An 18,907-nucleotide genomic window follows, 5' to 3' on the forward strand; every position below is an offset into this window, starting at 1 on the left:
TAACATTAGTAAAGATAATCCTCCTCCTAATATTGCAAATAGTAAAGTATATGCTTTATCATATTTTTGGTTGTCGTCATTTAATGCGACACTTACACCAATAATTCCACTAATTATGGAGATAGGTAATAATAAAAGAGCTATTGATGCAAGATATTCAAATATAGCATACATTGCACCAATAGCAATTACTCCTATAAAAATCAATAAGGCTGCTAAAGCTCCAAAAAATGCTAGATAAGCAGACCAATGTATTTTTTTTCGTCCTTCCTTATTGCCATTTTTTCTATTTTCTTTGTGTAGGTGTCGCTGTTGTTTTATGTTTTTCCAAAGAGCTTTTCTAAGTTCTTTTCGGCTATTTTTTGCTATTTTCTTCTGCTCTTTCTTTTGACTTTTCTCAACTTTCTTGTTTTTAGATTGTTCTTTTCTCTTCTTGTTTTTTTTAGAAGTATTTGAGTGTTCAGAATTATTCTTATTTGATGGTTTTTCAGAGGATATTCCTACTTCATAGTTTAGAAGGTTAGAAGCATTTGTAGTAATTGAGACGCTACAGAGTAGCAAAAATGATAAAAAAATAGATATGCGCATAGTTAGAAAAATTAAAATGTGAATCTAAAAATAGTTATTTCTACTGATAGATTTATTTTTATCCAAAAAAATACCCTCACATTTGCGAAGGTATTTTGTCGTGTCTTTATAATCCACTATTTAAACGCTGTTTTTGAAACTCTCTAATTCCTTGTTGTAAAAATTCTTTGAATTTTTCCTTATCTACTCTTCCAACAGGCTTTACCAATGGCTGATGCGTATAGGGATTAATAAGAAAATAATTAGGCTGTGCATTCTGCCCAAAACGACGAATCTGTAGGTCTGCGTTTCGTTTTCCTACTGTTGTAATCTCTTTTCCATTTCTTGCCGAAACATATATTTCGTCTTCTGTCAATTCTTGGCGTTCATCTACATACAATGCTACAACAGTTAGCTCATCTTTAAGAATAGAAAGAACATCTGACTCACTCCAAACAGAGGCTTCCATTTCTCTACAATTTGGACAGCCGTGTCCAGTAAAGTCAATAAAAAGTGGTTGGTTAGCTTGCTTAGCTGCTTCGATAGCTTCAAAATATTCAAAATGTCCTTCAATGCCGTGAGGAATATGCAGAATATCTGAATACTTCGCCTTTCCATTTGTAGCTGATTCTTCCTCTCCTCTGATGAGAGCGACTAAATCAAACTCATTTGTGCTTTGTGGAGGTAAATATCCAGAAAGTGGACTAAGTGGCGCACCGAAAAGACCAGGCATAAGATACAAGAAAAATGCAAAAGCAGTAATTGCCATCAGAAGTCTTCCCACTCCTAATTTTTCCATTATGCTATCGTGAGGTAGGCGAATTTTTCCTAACAAATACAACCCTAAAAAGAAAGCTATCGACATCCAAATTACGATATAAACAGGACGGTCTAAAATTCCCCAATGATACACTTGGTCTGCCACACTCAAAAACTTGAAAGCAAGAGCAAGTTCTATAAAACCCAAAACTACTTTCACAGTATTGAGCCAGCCTCCAGACTTTGGAAGGTTAGAAAGAAGTGATGGGAAAATCGCAAAAATGGTAAAAGGCAGTGCAAATGCCATAGAGAAAGCAAACATTCCCAAAACTGGCTTGATAACTTCGCCTTGTGCAGACATTACCAAAATACTTCCTGCAATAGGACCTGTACAAGAAAAAGAAACCACAACAAGTGTTAGAGCCATAAAGAATATTCCCACATAACCACCTTTATCAGCTTGCTTATCGATGCTATTTACCATTTTGGAAGGCAACACAATATCAAATGCTCCGAAGAATGAAATAGCAAAAACTAAAAAGACTATAAAAAATAATGTATTTGGAAACCAATGAGTAGCTAAAAAATTAGCAGCATCATCTCCTAAAAGTTTAGAAACAATAAAACCGATTAGTGTATAAAGTCCAACAATAGAAGCACCATAAAACATCGCACGGGCAATTCCTTCAAAACGGTTTTTACTACGAGATGTAAAAAATGAAACTGTCATCGGAATCATAGGAAAAACGCAAGGCGTAAGAAGTGCTGTAAGTCCACTCAAAAACGCCAAAATCATAAATCCCCACAGACTTTCTTCTTCTCCACTCAAATCCGTTGTTACTTCTGGCAAGTCTTTAAAAGGGTCTCCTGCTGGAATGTAGTTTTTTGTATTATCAAAAGTAGCTGTTTTTGCTTTGGTAGCTTTTGTCTCTATGGGTGTTTGATTTTCTTCTACTTCTGTTGTTTCTTGATTTTCAATAGTAGGATTATCATCCACATTATCTTTATTAACAGTTGTTGGAGCTTGATTATCAGCTTTTTCTACTTTTTGTGTTTTGTCGTCTGTATTATTTGTTTCATCTACTTTTTCCTCTACAGTTTGTTGGGCTTTTATATTGAATGTAAATTCAGGTTCTTGCATAATACACTTTCCCGAAACTTCTGAACATTCTTGATAGGTTAGTGTAGCTTTAATAGTAACTGTCGGCTTTAAAATTTTTACAGTCTGATAAAACTTTCCTTTTTTTACGAAATAGGTATATTCTCCTTCCCAAAGGTCGTCATATTTTTTCTTGGGATTTACTGCTTTCAAATCTCCCACTACCTCAAAAGCATCACTTTTTTCAAAGACTACTTCTGTTACAATAGGTCCTAAAGTTTTATCAAAATCAGATGAATAGATATACCAATCTTTTTCAATATCTACTTCAAAACAGAGTTTGATAGTTTCGCCTACTTTTACCTTAGAAAGGTCAGTAGGTTCTGTATAGGTTTTCCATTTAGAATGCTGTTCTATTTGGGCTGAAACATCAGAGGAAGAAAAAAGTAAAGTAATTATTGTCAGAAAAAAGACAAATGGCGAAAAAGGAAAATATTTTTTCATAATTTATATAAAAACAAATGAATACATTATCATACGTTGATTTGAACACGCAATTTACAAACCCTAACGGAAAGAGGTTGTTTTAAAGTTATGAATTTAATTTTATTTATTTTTTTGAGACGTATTTTATTGAATCTTAACGGACAAGATTTTTTAGAATACTGGATATCTTTAGATGTTTTCTGTTCTGTGAGTCACAGAACAGGAAAAAGAATGATTTTGACTTACAGATAAATTATTAAAACTATCATAATCTGCTAATTATCCATTTTCAAATGCTAGTTCAGCGTAGCTAAATTTTACATTTACCTACCTTCTTCTACGCTGATTATTTTTTTGGGGGAAAATAAGAATAAGTTTTTCAGGTATAATTTTTACATTTTCCATAAATGGAGGAGGAGAGAAAACAGGAAGTAGTGTCGAATCACTTTTATCTATCGTTTTATAATCTGCCAAAATAGTGAGTGTATCAGGAATAGGTTGCATTTCGTTAGCTCTTCTGACATCATATTCCACAACAGCCAACTGACGAGCTAAATATACAGAAGAGTCTTCTGGAAAATTGATAGCTCTAATAGGAACAGTAATGGTTTTTGGGAAAAATAAATCTACCTCAAACTTTACCTGTACACCTTCTGGATAAAAACTTACTTTTCTTGGAGGCTCATAAGCAATATCAAGCATTTCATCGTAGCTCTCATCTAATGTATTTTCGTTTAAGAAAATTTCAAAACTATCAGGTTCTGCACTTACAAAAGAAGATGCTCCACTTATGGTAAGAGAATCTGGGTCTAAGAAAATAGGAGAGGCTATGCGATATCCTTTTTCCAAAGGAATTTTGCTGCTGTCTATAAAAAGAGCAATTTGTTTTGTGCTAGTGCTGTCATAGTTTAGATAAATAGAATCTTCTGCAATAAAATCTACATTCACATCACTAAGCTGTTGTACAATGTTGGGCATTAGAGATTTTGCTGTGAAAAATTTGACTTGTGTAGGGTCTTCTACTTCTATTTTGAGTGGAGTAATGCCAAAACCCAATGTTTTTTGCAGCAGTCGCCAACCACTTCCACTGACCTGTACAGAAATATATTTGGGAGGGTCTTCTAAAGCAACTACATCTTGGCGTTCATAATCTATTACTAAAGGGAAATTGACAGTTGTATGATAATTGTCTTTATTGAGAGCTTGAAAACTCCAAATGAAGCAAGAAATAATAATACACAAAAAAAGACGACCCCAATTCCAAGTACGAATAAGTGGAAGAGAACTATAAATAGCTTTGATGATGCCCTTTAAAGTGCGACGAATTCCCAAGAGGTAATAGTTTTATTGAAAAAATGGAAGTAGGAACAAATAAAAAAAAATTGTTGTTGCAAACAAAAACATAGGAAAACTAGCAAATCAAAAGTATAAAACAAAATTTGTTAGTTACAAAATACGAAGAAGATGAAACAAGAATCTAAGCTACCCACTTATTACAAATATCCTCGTACTTTTCATTTGCCTTACTCTCCCAAACGTGGTTCTGACGATAAAGTTCTTTACTCTGACTCTGATTTTGAAGGAAAAAAAGTAGTGGTGATGGAAAAAATGGATGGTGAAAATGCCACACTCTACACAAATCATTTACATGCTCGTTCATTGGATAGCACTAAAGACGAGTCACATCGCTGGTTGGAACGTTTTCGAAACTATATTTCTTCACAGTTAGAATCATTAGAAAATTGGAGGCTTTGTGGAGAGAATTTATTTTACAAACACACCATTTTTTATCAAGACTTGCAAAGTATTTTCTTGGGGTATTCATTATGGGTAGAAAAGGAAGGTCGTAATATTTCACTTTCTTGGACAGACACAAAAACGACATTTGAAAGTATTGGTATATCTTATCCCACCATAATTTATGAAGGAGTATATGATAAGAAAGAAATTTTAAAGAACTTTGAAGCCTACAAAAATCAGAAAAATAGACAAGTTGAGGGATTTGTCATTCGTTTAGAAGAGGCTTTTTTATATGAGGACTTTTCTAAATCTGTTGCAAAGTATGTTTGTGATGATTTTGAAATTACAAGTAGTAAGCATTGGCGTTACGAAGCTAAAACTCTTAATCAGTTAGAAAACAATCAGAACAGTTGGACAAAAATAATGTAGTTTATTTGTAGTTCACTCTTCAGAGTGAGAAAAATATAATCAAATATGCAAATAGAAAATAGCAAAGAATCCTTTAAAATCGTTGATTACAGAGATGATTTGAGCCATTATATAAAAACGCTCAATTACGAATGGCTTGAAAGATATTTTCATCTTGAAGAAGGAGATATAATTTCACTTTCCAACCCTAAAAAAGAAATTATTGATAAAGGAGGGTACATTTTCTTTGTGGAAAAAGATTCAGAAATTATTGGTACTGCATCTTTACTAAAAAAAAATACTACTGTTTTTGAGTTGGGAAAAATGGCAATTACAGAAAAATCTCAAGGTAAAGGCATTGGAAAAGCTCTTCTCACACACTGTTTAGACTTTGCTAAAAGCCATTCTATATCTATCATCATTCTATATTCTAATACAAAATTAGAATCTGCTATTCGTTTGTACAAAAAAATAGGTTTTAAGGAAATACCTTTAGAAAAAGGACTTTATGAGCGAGCAAATATAAAAATGCAGCTAGATATGAAAAACTACAACACATAAATTTCGACAACTATTTGGAAATCAATAAGAAAACCTCTAATTTTGCAAGCCTATTAAAATAGCAGGATTGAGTTTTTGGCTATTCATAGTTATTGCCTTGATACTGAATGATTTTGATAGAACTTAGTTAATATTATTTTAGCAATTTGAATAAGTAGTATTTTGCTTATAATTAACGAATAGACTTATGAATTATCATTCGTAATTATTAATTCGTAATTCGTAATTAGCTGTTTGTTCAATTAATTTCCAAAAAAATGGATTCACTTAGTTACAAAACTGAGTTTGTTACAGCAGAAGACGGCAAAAAGAACCGTGAGTGGCTCATCGTTGATGCAGAAGGACAAACTCTTGGTCGTTTGGCAAGTGAAGTAGCGAAGCGTTTGCGTGGAAAACACAAACCATCTTACACTCCTCACAATGATTGTGGTGATAGTGTAATCGTTATCAATGCCGAAAAAATCCACCTTACAGGTAAGAAGTGGAACGACAAAAAGATCATTACTCACTCTGGATACCCAGGTGGTCAGAAAGTTTATACAGCACGCCAAATTTTGCAGCGTAAGCCTACACAACTTGTAGAAGATGCAGTAAGAGGTATGTTGCCTCACAACCGTTTAGGACGTGAGTTATTCCGTAATTTGTTTGTGCATGCAGGTAGTGAGCATCCTCATGAAGCACAGCAACCTAAAGAAGTAAAATTCTAAAGGCAAACCCAAAACCATTTAATTTTATAAATGAGTACAACTCTTCATACCCTCGGAAGACGTAAGAAGTCAGTAGCTCGTGTTTATATGCAACCAGGTGCAGGAAAAATCACTGTAAATGGTCGTACTATAGAAGAGTACTTTCCAACAGAAATCTTGCGTATCATCATCAATCAACCATTTGTTGTTACAGACAAAGTAGGTGTTTTTGATGTAAATGTTAATGTAGTTAGTGGTGGAATTGCAGGACAAGCAGGTGCTGTTCGCCTTGCTATTGCTCGTGCTTTAGTAGAGCATGACCCAGAACTTCGCCCAGCTCTTAAAGCTGAAGGATTCCTTACTCGTGACCCTCGTATGGTTGAACGTAAGAAATACGGACGTAGAAAAGCACGTCGTAGATTCCAATTCAGCAAGCGTTAAGAATTTTTTTATCTTTTGTTTTTTCAAATTTCTCAAAAGGCAATTTTGGAAAAATATAAAATTCTTAACTCTTCTTTTTTTATTTAAAAATTACAATCCCGAATGCGTGGTTCTCGCCTCTACAAGAAATGTAGTAGAAAAAAGAACCAAAGTTTCGAAATTGATTTAGATTCTCTTCACAGAGTAAAAATATTACTATGGACAAAATAGAATATAAAGACCTTTTGGACGCAGGCGTGCATTTCGGTCACTTGAAGCGCAAGTGGAATCCTAAAATGGCTCCTTACATCTTTATGGAGCGCAATGGTATCCACATCATTGACCTTAACAAGACTCTCGCCAGTCTAGAACGTACTACGGCAGCTATTAAAGAAATGGCTCGTAGAGGAAATAAAATTATGTTTGTTGCGACTAAGAAACAAGCACAAGAAGTAGTATCACAGGAGGCACAACGCCTCAATATGCCTTATGTTACAGACCGTTGGTTGGGTGGTATGCTCACTAACTTTGCTACTGTACGTAAGTCTATCAAAAAAATGCAATCTACTGAGCGCATGATGAAAAGTGATACATACAAAAACTTAGCAAAGCGTGAGCGTCTTATGATTACACGTGAGCAAGAGAAATTGGAGCGTGTATTAGGTGGTATTGCAGACCTTAACCGTTTGCCTGCTGCTCTTTTTGTAGTGGATATTGTTCGTGAACACATCGCTATCAAAGAAGCAAAACGCCTTAATATTCCTGTATTTGCTATTGTTGATACAAATGCAGACCCTAATGAAGTTGATTATGCAGTTCCTGCAAACGACGACGCTTATAAGTCTATCTCTCTCTTGACTTCAGTGATTGGAAAAGCAATCGAAGAAGGTTTGGCAGAGCGTAAAGAAGAGCGTGAGCAAGCTAAATTGCAAGAAGAAGAAGATAAAAAACGTGCAGTAGATGAAGGTAAAAAGCCTGCTAAAGCTGCTGTTACTTCGGAAAATAACGAAGAAGAAGAATAATTTTCTTAATGGTAAATTGTGAATCATAAATGATAAATTAATTGCTCATTTTATTCCATTACCTTAATTAATTATTTCAATATACACTAGACAAAGAAAAGTAACAGACAGTATTCAAATACTTTGGAAACTGCTTGTTACTTTCAAAATATAAATTGATTTTATCAAAAATATTTCAATTTAACATTTTATGAATAGCTTATTACTGAGTTAGTTGTATTATTAATTCGTAATTGAAAAATTAGCTACGCTGAATACTATTTCGTAATTCGTAATTGAAATTAAATTCTTATATCACTATGGCTTTCGAAACAAAGACCAAATTAAAGATTGAGAAGCGTGTTAGTGAGCTAAAAACTGTTCAGTCGGATTATTTCAAAAAGAAAAAATCTGAACGTTCTTCTGAAGGATTGGAAGAAGCTCGCAAAGAACTCAATCGTCTCAAAACTATTCTTGCTAACGATTATCGTGGTCGTGAAAATTCGCAAGAAGATATGGATTATGTAAGCTCAAACTTTGCTTAATCAGTCCAAAATTACATTTTTATTACTAAATGTAGGTCAGGCTTGCAGCCTGATGGAAAAGTTGAAATAACTTTTTCATATCAAAATACAGATTCTACTATCTTATCAACCAGTTGGGAAGACTGGTGTACAAAATTAATTGTATTAAATTTTGGTAATAATAATTCATAAATAGAGAGTGATTCGTAACTTTGTGGCTACTAATCACTCTTTTTTTAAATCGTTTTTAATCAATTTTCATTAAGAACATAAAACATAACAAAAGCAATGGCAATTAAGGCAAGTGAAGTAAACAAACTTCGTCAGATGACAGGTGCAGGAATGATGGACTGCAAAAAAGCTCTTACAGAAGCAAACGGAGATTTTGACGCAGCAGTAGATATTTTGCGTAAGCAAGGACAAAAAGTTTCTGCAAAGCGTGCTGACAGAGACACAGCAGAAGGAGCAGTTTTTATCGAAATTTTCAACAATGATTCAGAAGGTGTAATCGTTGGATTGGGTTGTGAAACTGACTTTGTAGCTCGTAATGAAGAGTTCCAAACTCTTGGTGGCGAAATTGCAAAACTTGCAGCAGAGAAAAAGCCAGCAACAAAAGAAGAGTTATTAAAATTAGAAACTGGTGGACAAGCATTAGAAGCTAAAATCACTGACTTTGTAGGTAAAATGGGTGAGAAAATCTCTATCGTAGGTTACAACCACCTTTCTGCTGACAAACTAGCTGCTTACGTTCACTCAAACGGAAAAGTAGGAGTTTTGGTAGCTATGGAAAATGCTGGAAGTGCTGATTATGAGTCTATTGGAAAAGATTTGGGTATGCAAATCGCTGCAATGAACCCAGTTGCACTTGATGAAAACGGTGTTGATCCTAAAATTACAGAGCGTGAAATGGCTATCGGTGTAGAGCGTGCAAGAGAAGAAGGTAAGCCAGAAAATATCCTAGACCGTATTGCTCAAGGTTATGTTAAAAAATATCTTCAAGAAAATACATTGATGAACCAAGCTTTTGTAAAAGACCCTAAAGTTACGATTGCTCAGTATGTGAAAAATGAAGGAAAAGGAATGGAAATCAAAGCCTTCGAACGTGTATCTGTAGGTGAGTAGCTGACAGATATTCCTTGTAATATAGGTCAAAATGCTTGTTTCTTGAGAAGAAATACACATTTAGAATTTGCTCAAGAGCATTCTTAGATATTAAAAACGCTATACTCTAATGTGTAGCGTTTTTTTATGCAAATCAGAGTTCTCTGAAAGATTCATTTTATAAGCAGAATTGTTTAACTTTGTACTTCTATTCTATATTTTTGCTTGATGTAGAGTTAGTTCATACCTTAATCCATCATTGATAATTGGAGGTATAAATTATCCATTATCAGTTTACAAATTGTCAATTTATTTATATGTCTTGGTTTCATCGAAAAAATAAAAATATCACTACGCCAACCAATGAAAAGCGTGATTCTCCAAATATGTGGTTCAAAACGCCTAGTGGTACAATTATTCTTAAAAAAGAATTGAGGGATAATAACTGGGTATGTCCAGATGATAATCATCATCTCACTATTACACCTGCACAATATTTTGAGATTTTATTTGATGGAGGTAAATATACAGAGATAAATACTAACCTTACTCCAAAAAATCCTCTAAATTTTAAGGACACCAAGACGTATGAACAGCGCATAGGAGAGGCCAACGCAAAATCTGGTGTCAATGAGGCTGCACAGTCGGCGTATGGAAAAATGAATGGAATTGATTTTATGGTAACTGCCATGAACTTCAAATACATTGGAGGTTCGATGGGAGCTGTGGTAGGAGAAAAAATTTCTCGTGCTGCCGATTATTGCCTTGAAAATAACATGCCTTTGATGGTAATTTCACAATCGGGTGGCGCACGTATGATGGAAGCTGGTTTTTCACTTATGCAGATGGCAAAAACCTCTGCAAAATTAGCTCTGCTTTCAGAAGCTAAGATTCCTTATATTTCATTATTGACAAACCCAACTACGGGAGGCGTAACAGCAAGTTTTGCTATGCTAGGAGATTTTAATATTGCAGAACCAGATGCGCTTATTGGTTTTGCAGGTCCACGAGTAATCCGTGAGACTATTGGAAAAGACCTTCCAAAAGGCTTCCAAACAGCAGAGTTTGTACAAGAACACGGATTTTTAGATTTTATTGTCGATAGAAGAGAACTCAAAGAAAAACTGACTTCGCTTTTGAATATGGTGTGGGTAAAAAATAAAAAATAGATATTTATATATTTTGTACGAAATTTAAAGCCGTAGGCTTGTAATCTTTGTAGAAAAATATAGAATACATTTTAATTAGAAACACCGTAGGTGTGAAATTTTTAAATATGCCAAATACCTATTCCCAAATCTATATTCAGTTTGTATTTGCTGTAAAAGGTCGACAAAGTTTAATACAAAATTCATTCAAAGACGAGTTAGAAAAGTATATTTGTGGTATTGTGAATGGAAAAAATCAAAAGCCATTAGCTGTTTATTGTATGCCAGACCATATACATCTGTTAGTTGGTTTGTCTCCAAATATGTCAGTTTCTGATTTGGTACGTGATGTAAAGAACAATTCTTCTAAATTTATTAATCAAGAAGATTTTACAAAAATCAAATTCAAATGGCAGGAAGGATATGGAGCTTTTTCATATTCAAAATCACAATTAGATAGAGTCATAAATTATATTCTTAACCAAAAGGAACATCATAGAAAGAAAACTTTTAAGGAGGAATATATCGATTTTTTACAAAAATTTGAGGTAGAATACGATGAAAAATACCTCTTCGATTGGATTGAATAAATTTCACGCCTACGGCGTTTTTTTCATTCGTATCTTATTTTTGAATTTCTACAAAGATTTTACACCTACGGTGTTGTTAATAAAAACTTCCTTATCTTAGCTTTCATAAATCATTTTTGATAAATAAAGTCAAAATATATATTCTATGAAAGCAATTTTGGTAACAGGTGGAGCTGGTTTTATTGGTTCTAATTTTATTCCTTATTTTTTAGAAACTCATCAAGATTACAAAGTTATTAATCTGGATTTGCTGACGTATGCAGGAAATTTGGATAATTTGAGTGAGGTAGAAAACAATTCTCGTTATGAGTTTGTCAAAGGAGATATTGTCAATAGGCAATTAGTAGAACATATTTTTACAAAACACGACATCAGAGGAGTTATTCATTTTGCAGCCGAGTCGCACGTCGATAATTCTATCACAGACCCAGAGGCTTTTGTCAGAACAAACGTTCATGGAACATTTACGCTTGTAGATGTAGCTCGTAAGTATTGGATGGATGCTCCATTTTCTTATAAAAAAGGCTATGAAGACACTCGTTTTCTTCACGTTTCGACAGATGAAGTCTATGGAACATTAGGAGAAACAGGCTTGTTTACAGAGACTACACCGTATGCTCCAAACAGTCCGTATAGTGCTTCAAAGGCTGGAAGTGATTTGATTGTCAGAAGTTATTTTCATACCTACGGATTTGATGTTGTGATTACAAATTGCTCCAATAATTTTGGAGAAAAACAGCATCATGAAAAACTAATTCCGACTATTATTCGAAAAGCACTCTCTAACCAGCCCATTCCAATTTATGGAAATGGACAAAATATTAGAGATTGGCTCTATGTACTTGACCACGCCAAAGGAATCGATAAAGCATTTCATAAAGGTGAAAAAGGAGAGTCATATAATATTGGTTCAAATAACGAGTGGAACAATCTAAATTTAGCCAAGAAAATCTGTTCTCTTTTAGATGAAATCAAACCAAAAGCAGAAGGAAAATATGAAGACTTACTAACCTTTGTAAAAGACCGTCCGGGGCATGATTTACGCTATGCCATTGATTCTTCAAAAATAGAAAATGAGTTAGATTGGAAAGCTGATACAGATTTTGATACAGCTCTTACCAAAACTATTAATTGGTATATTGACTTATATAATTCTGAAAAGTTTAAAGAAAATGCTGCTTCTGATAAAAAAGAACAACCTAAAAAGGTAGAAGACAAAGAAGCCAAACAAGAGGTTAAACAGGAAACTAAAACAGAAGAACAACCCAAACAGCAACAAGCCACAAAAGAACCCAAAGAAGAGCCAGTTATAGAATTAAAAACAAGACCTATTGAGCCAAAGACAGAAGCAAAGCAAGAAAAACACGTTTATCAATCTGCTTTTTCTACAACAGGATATGATAAGGTTTTTGATAATGCTAATCTGAATGAAGCATTAGAAGCGTTGGCAGAGGTAAAAGCTGCTGTTATCCGAACAAGAAAAGACTATGAGTTTTATCAAGAAAAGGAAAAGGACGCTGAAAATAAAGCAAAACGCATCATAGCAAAGGCGCAAGAAGGAAATTTGGATTGGAATGAAGCTAATAACTTAGCTATGGAGCTTTTAAAGGAACAAGAACGTTCCAAACAACTCGCTGATGGTGCATTAAATCAGTTGGCAGAATTAGGAAAGTTGCAAGACAAAATGGAAAAACATGCTCAAACTGTAAAATCTATCAAAGAAAAGCAGCGTGTAAAGATGCCAGATTCTTCTGAAACCATTTCTATGATAGAACGCATGAAAGCCAAAATCCAGAAAGATGAAGTTTTGGGAGATTTGTATGAGGATTTTAGCAAAAACTCTCCTCAAAATGACCCTATTTTAGATAAAAAAGTAAATGATGCACTAGGCATTGACCCAGAAAAAGATGCTCTAAACGCTCTCAAATCTAAACTGGGAATGAATAAAAAATAGGAATTAGATTTTTATATGAAGTGTGTAAGTAGGGCAAGATGGTTTATCATCTTGTCCTATTTTTTTTGCTTGCTTTAGTAAATATGCAATCTTACAAAGCTGTTTTTAGTCTTCCATTCTGCCAAATGCCTATTTGTTTTTGTCCATTGGTTTTGTAGAGTGTTCCTTTTCCAGTCTGTGAGTTATAAGACCATGCTCCAATATAATGTTCGCCATTTGGATAGTACATTGAACCCTCTCCGTGACGTTGGTCTTGATACCATTGTCCTTCGTAGCGACTTCTATTCTGATAATACATTGCTCCCACTCCGTGTTTTTGATTATTTTTCCATTGTCCAATATATTTGCTGTTGTCAGACCAAATATAAGTTCCTCTGCCATCTCTCATGCCTTTAGAAAAATTTCCTTTGTAATAGCCTCCAGATGAATAATACATTGTTCCTTGCCCGTCAAATTTTCCATCTTTAAATTTACCTACATAGCGTCCTGCTTCTGATATGAGTTCTCCAAACCCATTTTGGCAATCGCCAGTTTTGCATGTGCCTTTACTTGCATCTACCAAAATATCATCGTCGTTGAGAGTAACATCTATGCCATCCATAATGCCGTTTTTAGTAAACTGAACTCGTAAATCAAATTTTTGGTCTTTGTAGAGCCACGTCGAACCTGTACGATATGTATATTTTTTGTAGGGAGACCCCATAATATAGGCAACATAATTTTGGTCAGAGTAAGGAGTAACTTTTTCTGTTAGGGGATGAGAAACTTCTCCAAATCCTGATTTATTGACAGCTACTTTATACAAATAGCCATAATCATTGAAATAAAAACGGAGTTTGTTATTATTAAAAACATATTTAAAATGGTCGTAGGCAAGGTGTATTTGTTGGTAGCCTTTCTTCTGTCTGTTGCTGGCAGATTTTACCTCTTCACTGTCTTTGTGTTTGCCTAAGAGGTCATACAAGCCATTGGAGGTAAAAAAATCTTGTCCTCTATAATTTCCTGTTTCCCAAAATCCTGTTTTTGTTACGCCATTTGTATAAACGAGTTTTCCTTTTCCGTGGCGTTTGCCATCTTTCCACTCTCCTTCATAACGAGAGCCGTCTCTTTCCACATAAATTCCTTCTCCGTTCTGACAGTCTCCAGCAATGCAGTGTTTAAATCGTAACAAAATACCTCGTAACCTTGATTTAATACGTGAACCTGTATAATATAGCACAACTTCGACTGGTAAATTATCATATTCCATATAGTTGGCGTTGTCTTTAGAAGGTGCACCTAGTTTTAAAATACTAGAAGATTTGGTGTCGTTCCAAGTTAGATTTTTTGGTAGTTTGCTAGAGTAGGCTGCAAATTTTTTATCATTGACAGAGTAGGTATTATCATACAACATAATTTTGTCAATGATATCTTCTTTATAAAAACCTATTCGTATGCCGTCTTTTGAATATGTCCAAACGGAAGAAGAACTAAGAGCTTGGTCTCTAATACCTAGTTTATTCAAAAACTCTCTAACCAATGGGTCAGTTTTCGATTTTCCTATAAGTTTGAACAAATTATCTCCATCTACCGTATTTGTCAATAGGTTTGTTGCTAAAGAGGAAAAGCAAAAACAGAAAACAAAAACAAGACAGAAAAAAATATGTTGATAACTAACTATTTTAGGAAAAATAGAACTATCATTTTTATGTATTTTTGTGTCTAAATTATTTTTTCTAGAAATGGAAAAAGTAAAAATATTCAAATTAAACAGGATAGAATAATAGGTTTCATTAAAGGATAAATAGTTGTTTAAATACAACTGGTACTTTAAAATATAACGAGTTTATTTACAAACTGTTAGCAAAATTATGAATACTTTGTTTTGCTCTTACTACAACAAAAATATTCAATTTAATCTACAAAACATATAACAATTATTGTTCTAATAGAGTAAACGAGTCTGACCTTAATAAGTTCTATTTGTATTTTTAGAAAAAATTAAATTTCATAATCATCGTCGGTAAAGACACTGACAATGGCAGTAAAAAGTATCAACTTTTCATTGTCAAATGCTAGTTCAGCGAAGCTAATTATCAATTAAATTATGTTTACAGGAATTATTGAAGAGATAGGAACTCTTATTTCCATAAAAAAAGAAGGAACAAATCAGATTTTTGAAATTGAATCTGCTATTTCTAATGAGCTTAAAGTCGACCAAAGCGTGGCGCATAATGGTGTTTGCCTCACGGTTACAGAAGTAGATAAAAACAAAAACAGGCATTTTGTAACTGCTATAGAAGAAACGCTCCAAAAAACAGATTTGGGAAACTGGGCTGCAGGTTCAAAACTCAATTTAGAACGCTGTATGCCTGCCAATGGGCGTTTTGATGGACATATCGTACAAGGACACGTCGACCAAACGGCTACTTGTGTAAAAATAGTAGATGAAAATGGAAGTTGGCGTTTTTATTTTGAATATGAAGACAAAGGGAACTTTACAGTAGAAAAGGGTTCTATCTGTACAAATGGAGTAAGTTTAACTGTTGTAGATTCAGAGAGTGGTTCGGAAACAAAAAAAGGAAGTTTTAGCGTCGCTATTATTCCCTATACCTATCAACATACGAACTATCACAAACTAAAAGTAGGAGATACCATCAATCTTGAATTTGACATTGTTGGAAAATATATGAAACTCCTTTTTGAAAAACACATGAATAAAAATTGAGAATTAGGAATTAAAAATTACGAATTTATTCTGATTTTGACTAACTTTCCATTTATTCAAAGACATTATTTAAAGAATTTCCAAACCGTAAACGAGGATTAAAGCCGTCGTTTAGGATAAAAAACTATAAGCCTATACTATATGAATTGTTTAATTGTAGATGACGACGAATTTTCACGCAACGTAATCAAGCATTTTGTCAATAAGACGGATGGTCTTACAGTTCTGGATGAAAAAGACAATGCTGCTGATGCTTTCACGGTCATCAAAACAAAAGAAGTCGATATTGTTTTCTTAGATGTTGAGATGCCTGAAATGACAGGACTAGACCTTATGAAAACGTTGGATGATATGCCACAGATTATTTTGGTTACTTCTCGTGCTAGTTATGCTGTGGAAGCCTTCGAACACAATGTAACCGATTATTTGGTCAAGCCAGTAAATTATGCTCGTTTTTTGAAAGCTGTTGGAAAAGCAGAAGCCAACCTAAAAGCCTCTAACGTAACAGTTGAAAACCAAGACGAAGTTTTTATTAAAGCAGATAACAAAATTGTGCGTTTGCGCCTAAGTGATGTATATTTTATTGAGGCATTATCAGATTATGTAATCATCAATACAGATAAGCGAAAATATATTATTCATTCTACAATGAAAGGCTTGGAGAAAAAACTGCCTGAATCTGATTTCATACGTGTACACCGTTCGTATATTGTCAATTTTACTAAAATAACAAGCATTGAAGACACAAGTGTAGTGATGCCAAGCAAAACTATTCCGATTGGAGCATCTTATAAAAATCGCTTTATGAAGAAACTGAATCTTTTGTAAAGAATAGCATTTTTTGAATAAAAATTAAGTTTGGATAGAAATATCTGAACTTTTTTTTTGTTATTTGTAGTTTTATTACTTTATACTTACTCATCTGTACACATATAGTGTGCAAAAACCTACACGAAATGGAAAAAGAATTTGAAAAAAATGAATCGTATCAAGATACAACTGCAACAGGTCAAACTACTCAAGGATCTTTCATAGACCCAAATATTGAAACAGAATATCTCAATAAACTTCGTAGAGAACAGAATCTAGGGTTAGGAGTATTGGGAGGTATTGGAGGTGCTATTATTGGCGCAGCACTTTGGGCAGTAGTAACAGTAGCAACAGGCTGGCAAATTGGCTATATGGCAATTGGTGTTGGTATTTTGGTTGGTTTTGCTGTGCGTTTTTTAGGAAAAGGAGTAGATATGCCTTTCAGCATCATAGGAGCTGTCTTTGCTCTAGTAGGCTGTGCCTTAGGTAATTTTCTTGCTATGTATGGAATTTCAGCGAAAGAGTTTAGTGTTGGCTATTTTGAAGTATTCGGATTAGTTGATTTTAGTGTAGGAGTAGATAGTTTTATCTCTAATATAAGACCTATGGACTTACTTTTCTACGGAATTGCTATTTATGAAGGATTCAAATTTGCTAAAATCTCTCCAACAGAAGAAGATGTTCTAGAATATGCTGCTGAAAAGCAAAACGCATAATATAGAATAGAAACAGTAAATGAAATACAGAACGATTTAGCATTTTTTGTTAAATCGTTTTTTTACATCAATAGAAGAACACTTACATTCTAAATCGTGCTAACAGAAGCCAATATATTCTTAGCAAGACTTGCCAAGGTATTTTCTTCTTCTCTAAATACCATCCATTCATACAAAAATTCTTTTCCAATAATATGCGCTCCCACTCTACATTTTGCTTTACTAAGTAACAAGATGCGTTCAAAAAGTGCAACGTGTTGGTTACTAATACAGAAAAGATAATCAAATTCGGTTGAGATAAATTTTTGTACTGCCACTACATCCATATTTCCATTCCAATCCATTTGTTCTGAGTTTACCAAGAAAAAGCGATACGGAACTTGTAGTTCTTCCTTAATTTTTTTTGTTTGGAAGAGTATGACCTCTACTTTTTTCTTGTCTTTTTGAAGTTTTTCAACGATAGGAGCGATTTGTTTGGCATCCTCTGCATTTTCTATAAGTAGTAAAATCCCAAAATGCTGTGCTTCTTCATAGGGAAGTGTGTAGTGTTTGGAGGTCGAAGGACGAATTTTTCTATTCTTACGACTAACTAAATAATTTTTAATAGGGTAGAGTAATTGATTCATTGTCTTCAAAAAGCTAGTAAAAGGCTACAAAAATACTACTTTCAAATCTAACTTTCCGATGCTGAAAAGTGATTAGCTAGTTTATTAACTTTATTTATCCTTGATTTGTTGTTTTTCAAGTGTTTTGTACAATAAATCTGTTTTATCTATCACCACACGGACAAGCATATTTGTATTCCATTTCTCCAATAATTAGCTGTATATTGTTAGGAATGATGTAAATATCATCTAATTTATTTTTTTGTATTAATTCTATTAACTCGTAATTAGTTATTCCATTTATTCTTGGAATATCATAAATACTCATTTGTTTTTTTGTAGTATAATAGAAATATCGTTTTCTTGGTTTGGTAGGAAATCCCTTTTGATAGTCTTTTCTCAAGGCTACTTTCAAATACTCTCCTTCATAAAGTTTAAATCCTTTCAAATATTCAAATATTATTTCTGTTGCAACATCAGGAATTGTTCTGAGTTTTCTAGTTTCTCCTACGATAGGAAATTCTCTGTATTCAAACTCAAAATTATTCCACTTTGCAAAACAAGGTGCACAAATCTGGTAGAGTTCAAGGAGATATTCTGTGCTTTCTCCTTCAGCTACTTTATGGTAGATGTAGTTGCTATCCAAATCAGTATTTTCAAAGTTGGGTTTTCTTCTTTCATTAGAGGCTACTCTTTCAAAAGCATACTCTATTCCATCTTTTCTTATTACTATTATATCGTCTGACATATCGTATTCTGAATTCTTGGAAATAGAATCTTCAAAACTTCTTCCATTAATATCATACTCATAAGTTTGAGCAAATACATTTTGGAAAACTAAAATCAGTAGAGTTGTGAGAAAAAACTTCATAGAGAAAATGATTGATGGTTTTGGCTATAGAAATCTATCAAATTCTATATCAAAAAACAATTTCTCTTAATTTTAGCTTGCATGAAAATCAATTCAAATTGGTTTGGTTAAATTTGTAACTTCAAATCCATTTGGATCTATAAAAGGCTCGCCT

At 33.6% G+C, this 18,907-nt stretch carries 19 protein-coding genes; 13 read left to right on the forward strand and 6 right to left on the reverse strand.

The features are described from left to right. The 3 genes from QZ659_RS02930 to QZ659_RS02940 form a co-directional block, all read right to left on the reverse strand. Positions 1-588, reverse strand: a 588-nt coding sequence (locus tag QZ659_RS02930) for a hypothetical protein (protein WP_291721615.1), incomplete at its 3' end; no start/stop codon positions are given. A gap of 106 nt (positions 589-694) precedes the next feature. Next, positions 695-2,929: a protein-disulfide reductase DsbD family protein gene (locus QZ659_RS02935; protein WP_291721618.1), complete on the reverse strand. Its 2,235-nt coding sequence runs from the start codon at positions 2,927-2,929 to the stop codon at positions 695-697. 309 nt (positions 2,930-3,238) lie between these two features. Beyond that, on the reverse strand, positions 3,239-4,243 hold the full coding sequence (locus QZ659_RS02940) for a hypothetical protein (RefSeq protein ID WP_291721621.1): 1,005 nt from the start codon (positions 4,241-4,243) through the stop codon (positions 3,239-3,241). Positions 4,244-4,375: 132 nt separating this feature from the next. Between QZ659_RS02940 and QZ659_RS02945 the strand changes: the two genes are divergently transcribed. The 10 genes from QZ659_RS02945 to rfbB all read left to right on the forward strand — a co-directional run bounded on the left by QZ659_RS02945 (position 4,376) and on the right by rfbB (position 13,044). Beyond that, a complete protein-coding gene (locus tag QZ659_RS02945) occupies positions 4,376-5,080 on the forward strand; it encodes an RNA ligase family protein (protein WP_291721623.1) in 705 nt (234 codons plus the stop codon). 45 nt (positions 5,081-5,125) lie between these two features. Further along, a complete protein-coding gene (locus tag QZ659_RS02950) occupies positions 5,126-5,620 on the forward strand; it encodes a GNAT family N-acetyltransferase (RefSeq protein WP_291721625.1) in 495 nt (164 codons plus the stop codon). A 257-nt stretch (positions 5,621-5,877) separates the two neighbouring features. After that, the gene (gene rplM / locus QZ659_RS02955; RefSeq protein WP_291721627.1) at positions 5,878-6,327 is read left to right on the forward strand and encodes a 50S ribosomal protein L13; all 450 of its coding nucleotides are present in this window, start codon (positions 5,878-5,880) and stop codon (positions 6,325-6,327) included. Positions 6,328-6,357: 30 nt separating this feature from the next. Beyond that, complete coding sequence (gene rpsI / locus QZ659_RS02960; protein WP_291721629.1) at positions 6,358-6,747, forward strand: 30S ribosomal protein S9; 390 nt, start codon at positions 6,358-6,360, stop codon at positions 6,745-6,747. A 197-nt stretch (positions 6,748-6,944) separates the two neighbouring features. After that, entirely contained in the window at positions 6,945-7,748 is an 804-nt protein-coding gene (gene rpsB, locus QZ659_RS02965; RefSeq protein WP_291721630.1) for a 30S ribosomal protein S2, read from the forward strand. Positions 7,749-8,047: 299 nt separating this feature from the next. Beyond that, positions 8,048-8,272, forward strand: a complete 225-nt coding sequence (locus QZ659_RS02970; RefSeq protein ID WP_291721632.1) for a hypothetical protein — start codon at positions 8,048-8,050, stop codon at positions 8,270-8,272. A gap of 267 nt (positions 8,273-8,539) precedes the next feature. Beyond that, the gene (gene tsf / locus QZ659_RS02975; protein WP_291721634.1) at positions 8,540-9,373 is read left to right on the forward strand and encodes a translation elongation factor Ts; all 834 of its coding nucleotides are present in this window, start codon (positions 8,540-8,542) and stop codon (positions 9,371-9,373) included. Between the two features lie 296 nt (positions 9,374-9,669). Next, entirely contained in the window at positions 9,670-10,521 is an 852-nt protein-coding gene (accD, locus tag QZ659_RS02980; RefSeq protein WP_291721636.1) for an acetyl-CoA carboxylase, carboxyltransferase subunit beta, read from the forward strand. Between the two features lie 107 nt (positions 10,522-10,628). Then, positions 10,629-11,090 carry an IS200/IS605 family transposase gene (tnpA, locus tag QZ659_RS02985; protein WP_291721638.1) on the forward strand — a complete coding sequence of 154 codons (462 nt, stop codon included), beginning with the start codon at positions 10,629-10,631 and terminating at the stop codon, positions 11,088-11,090. 145 nt (positions 11,091-11,235) lie between these two features. After that, positions 11,236-13,044, forward strand: a complete 1,809-nt coding sequence (gene rfbB, locus QZ659_RS02990) for a dTDP-glucose 4,6-dehydratase (RefSeq protein WP_291721640.1) — start codon at positions 11,236-11,238, stop codon at positions 13,042-13,044. A 91-nt stretch (positions 13,045-13,135) separates the two neighbouring features. On the opposite strand, the gene QZ659_RS02995 is transcribed toward rfbB, so the two are convergent. Then, positions 13,136-14,626 carry an MORN repeat-containing protein gene (locus tag QZ659_RS02995; RefSeq protein WP_291721641.1) on the reverse strand — a complete coding sequence of 497 codons (1,491 nt, stop codon included), beginning with the start codon at positions 14,624-14,626 and terminating at the stop codon, positions 13,136-13,138. Positions 14,627-15,130: 504 nt separating this feature from the next. Between QZ659_RS02995 and QZ659_RS03000 the strand changes: the two genes are divergently transcribed. From QZ659_RS03000 to QZ659_RS03010, 3 genes are all read left to right on the forward strand, one after another. Continuing rightward, a complete protein-coding gene (locus tag QZ659_RS03000; protein ID WP_291721643.1) occupies positions 15,131-15,751 on the forward strand; it encodes a riboflavin synthase in 621 nt (206 codons plus the stop codon). 141 nt (positions 15,752-15,892) lie between these two features. Beyond that, a complete protein-coding gene (locus tag QZ659_RS03005) occupies positions 15,893-16,579 on the forward strand; it encodes a LytR/AlgR family response regulator transcription factor (RefSeq protein WP_291721645.1) in 687 nt (228 codons plus the stop codon). A gap of 128 nt (positions 16,580-16,707) precedes the next feature. After that, positions 16,708-17,277 carry a hypothetical protein gene (locus tag QZ659_RS03010; RefSeq protein ID WP_291721647.1) on the forward strand — a complete coding sequence of 190 codons (570 nt, stop codon included), beginning with the start codon at positions 16,708-16,710 and terminating at the stop codon, positions 17,275-17,277. A gap of 89 nt (positions 17,278-17,366) precedes the next feature. Here QZ659_RS03010 and QZ659_RS03015 read toward each other — a convergent pair whose 3' ends face one another. Both QZ659_RS03015 and QZ659_RS03020 read right to left on the reverse strand, forming a co-directional pair. Next, entirely contained in the window at positions 17,367-17,903 is a 537-nt protein-coding gene (locus tag QZ659_RS03015; protein WP_291721649.1) for a DUF6913 domain-containing protein, read from the reverse strand. A gap of 142 nt (positions 17,904-18,045) precedes the next feature. Then, complete coding sequence (locus QZ659_RS03020; protein WP_291721650.1) at positions 18,046-18,753, reverse strand: hypothetical protein; 708 nt, start codon at positions 18,751-18,753, stop codon at positions 18,046-18,048. Between the last annotated feature and the right edge of the window lie 154 nt (positions 18,754-18,907).

The organism is Bernardetia sp. (genome assembly GCF_020630935.1).
In the GTDB taxonomy this organism is placed as follows: Bacteria; Bacteroidota; Bacteroidia; order Cytophagales; family Bernardetiaceae; genus Bernardetia.

Bases quoted from the DNA above. Each gene is read 5' to 3' on its own strand.
- QZ659_RS02935 (WP_291721618.1), bottom strand. From the start codon at position 2,929: ATGAAAAAATATTTTCCTTTTTCGCCATTTGTCTTTTTTCTGACAATA.
- QZ659_RS02945 (WP_291721623.1), top strand. From the start codon at position 4,376: ATGAAACAAGAATCTAAGCTACCCACTTATTACAAATATCCTCGTACT.
- QZ659_RS02950 (WP_291721625.1), top strand. From the start codon at position 5,126: ATGCAAATAGAAAATAGCAAAGAATCCTTTAAAATCGTTGATTACAGA.
- rplM (WP_291721627.1), top strand. From the start codon at position 5,878: ATGGATTCACTTAGTTACAAAACTGAGTTTGTTACAGCAGAAGACGGC.
- rpsI (WP_291721629.1), top strand. From the start codon at position 6,358: ATGAGTACAACTCTTCATACCCTCGGAAGACGTAAGAAGTCAGTAGCT.
- rpsB (WP_291721630.1), top strand. From the start codon at position 6,945: ATGGACAAAATAGAATATAAAGACCTTTTGGACGCAGGCGTGCATTTC.
- QZ659_RS02970 (WP_291721632.1), top strand. From the start codon at position 8,048: ATGGCTTTCGAAACAAAGACCAAATTAAAGATTGAGAAGCGTGTTAGT.
- tsf (WP_291721634.1), top strand. From the start codon at position 8,540: ATGGCAATTAAGGCAAGTGAAGTAAACAAACTTCGTCAGATGACAGGT.
- accD (WP_291721636.1), top strand. From the start codon at position 9,670: ATGTCTTGGTTTCATCGAAAAAATAAAAATATCACTACGCCAACCAAT.
- tnpA (WP_291721638.1), top strand. From the start codon at position 10,629: ATGCCAAATACCTATTCCCAAATCTATATTCAGTTTGTATTTGCTGTA.
- rfbB (WP_291721640.1), top strand. From the start codon at position 11,236: ATGAAAGCAATTTTGGTAACAGGTGGAGCTGGTTTTATTGGTTCTAAT.
- QZ659_RS03000 (WP_291721643.1), top strand. From the start codon at position 15,131: ATGTTTACAGGAATTATTGAAGAGATAGGAACTCTTATTTCCATAAAA.
- QZ659_RS03005 (WP_291721645.1), top strand. From the start codon at position 15,893: ATGAATTGTTTAATTGTAGATGACGACGAATTTTCACGCAACGTAATC.
- QZ659_RS03010 (WP_291721647.1), top strand. From the start codon at position 16,708: ATGGAAAAAGAATTTGAAAAAAATGAATCGTATCAAGATACAACTGCA.
- QZ659_RS03015 (WP_291721649.1), bottom strand. From the start codon at position 17,903: ATGAATCAATTACTCTACCCTATTAAAAATTATTTAGTTAGTCGTAAG.
- QZ659_RS03020 (WP_291721650.1), bottom strand. From the start codon at position 18,753: ATGAAGTTTTTTCTCACAACTCTACTGATTTTAGTTTTCCAAAATGTA.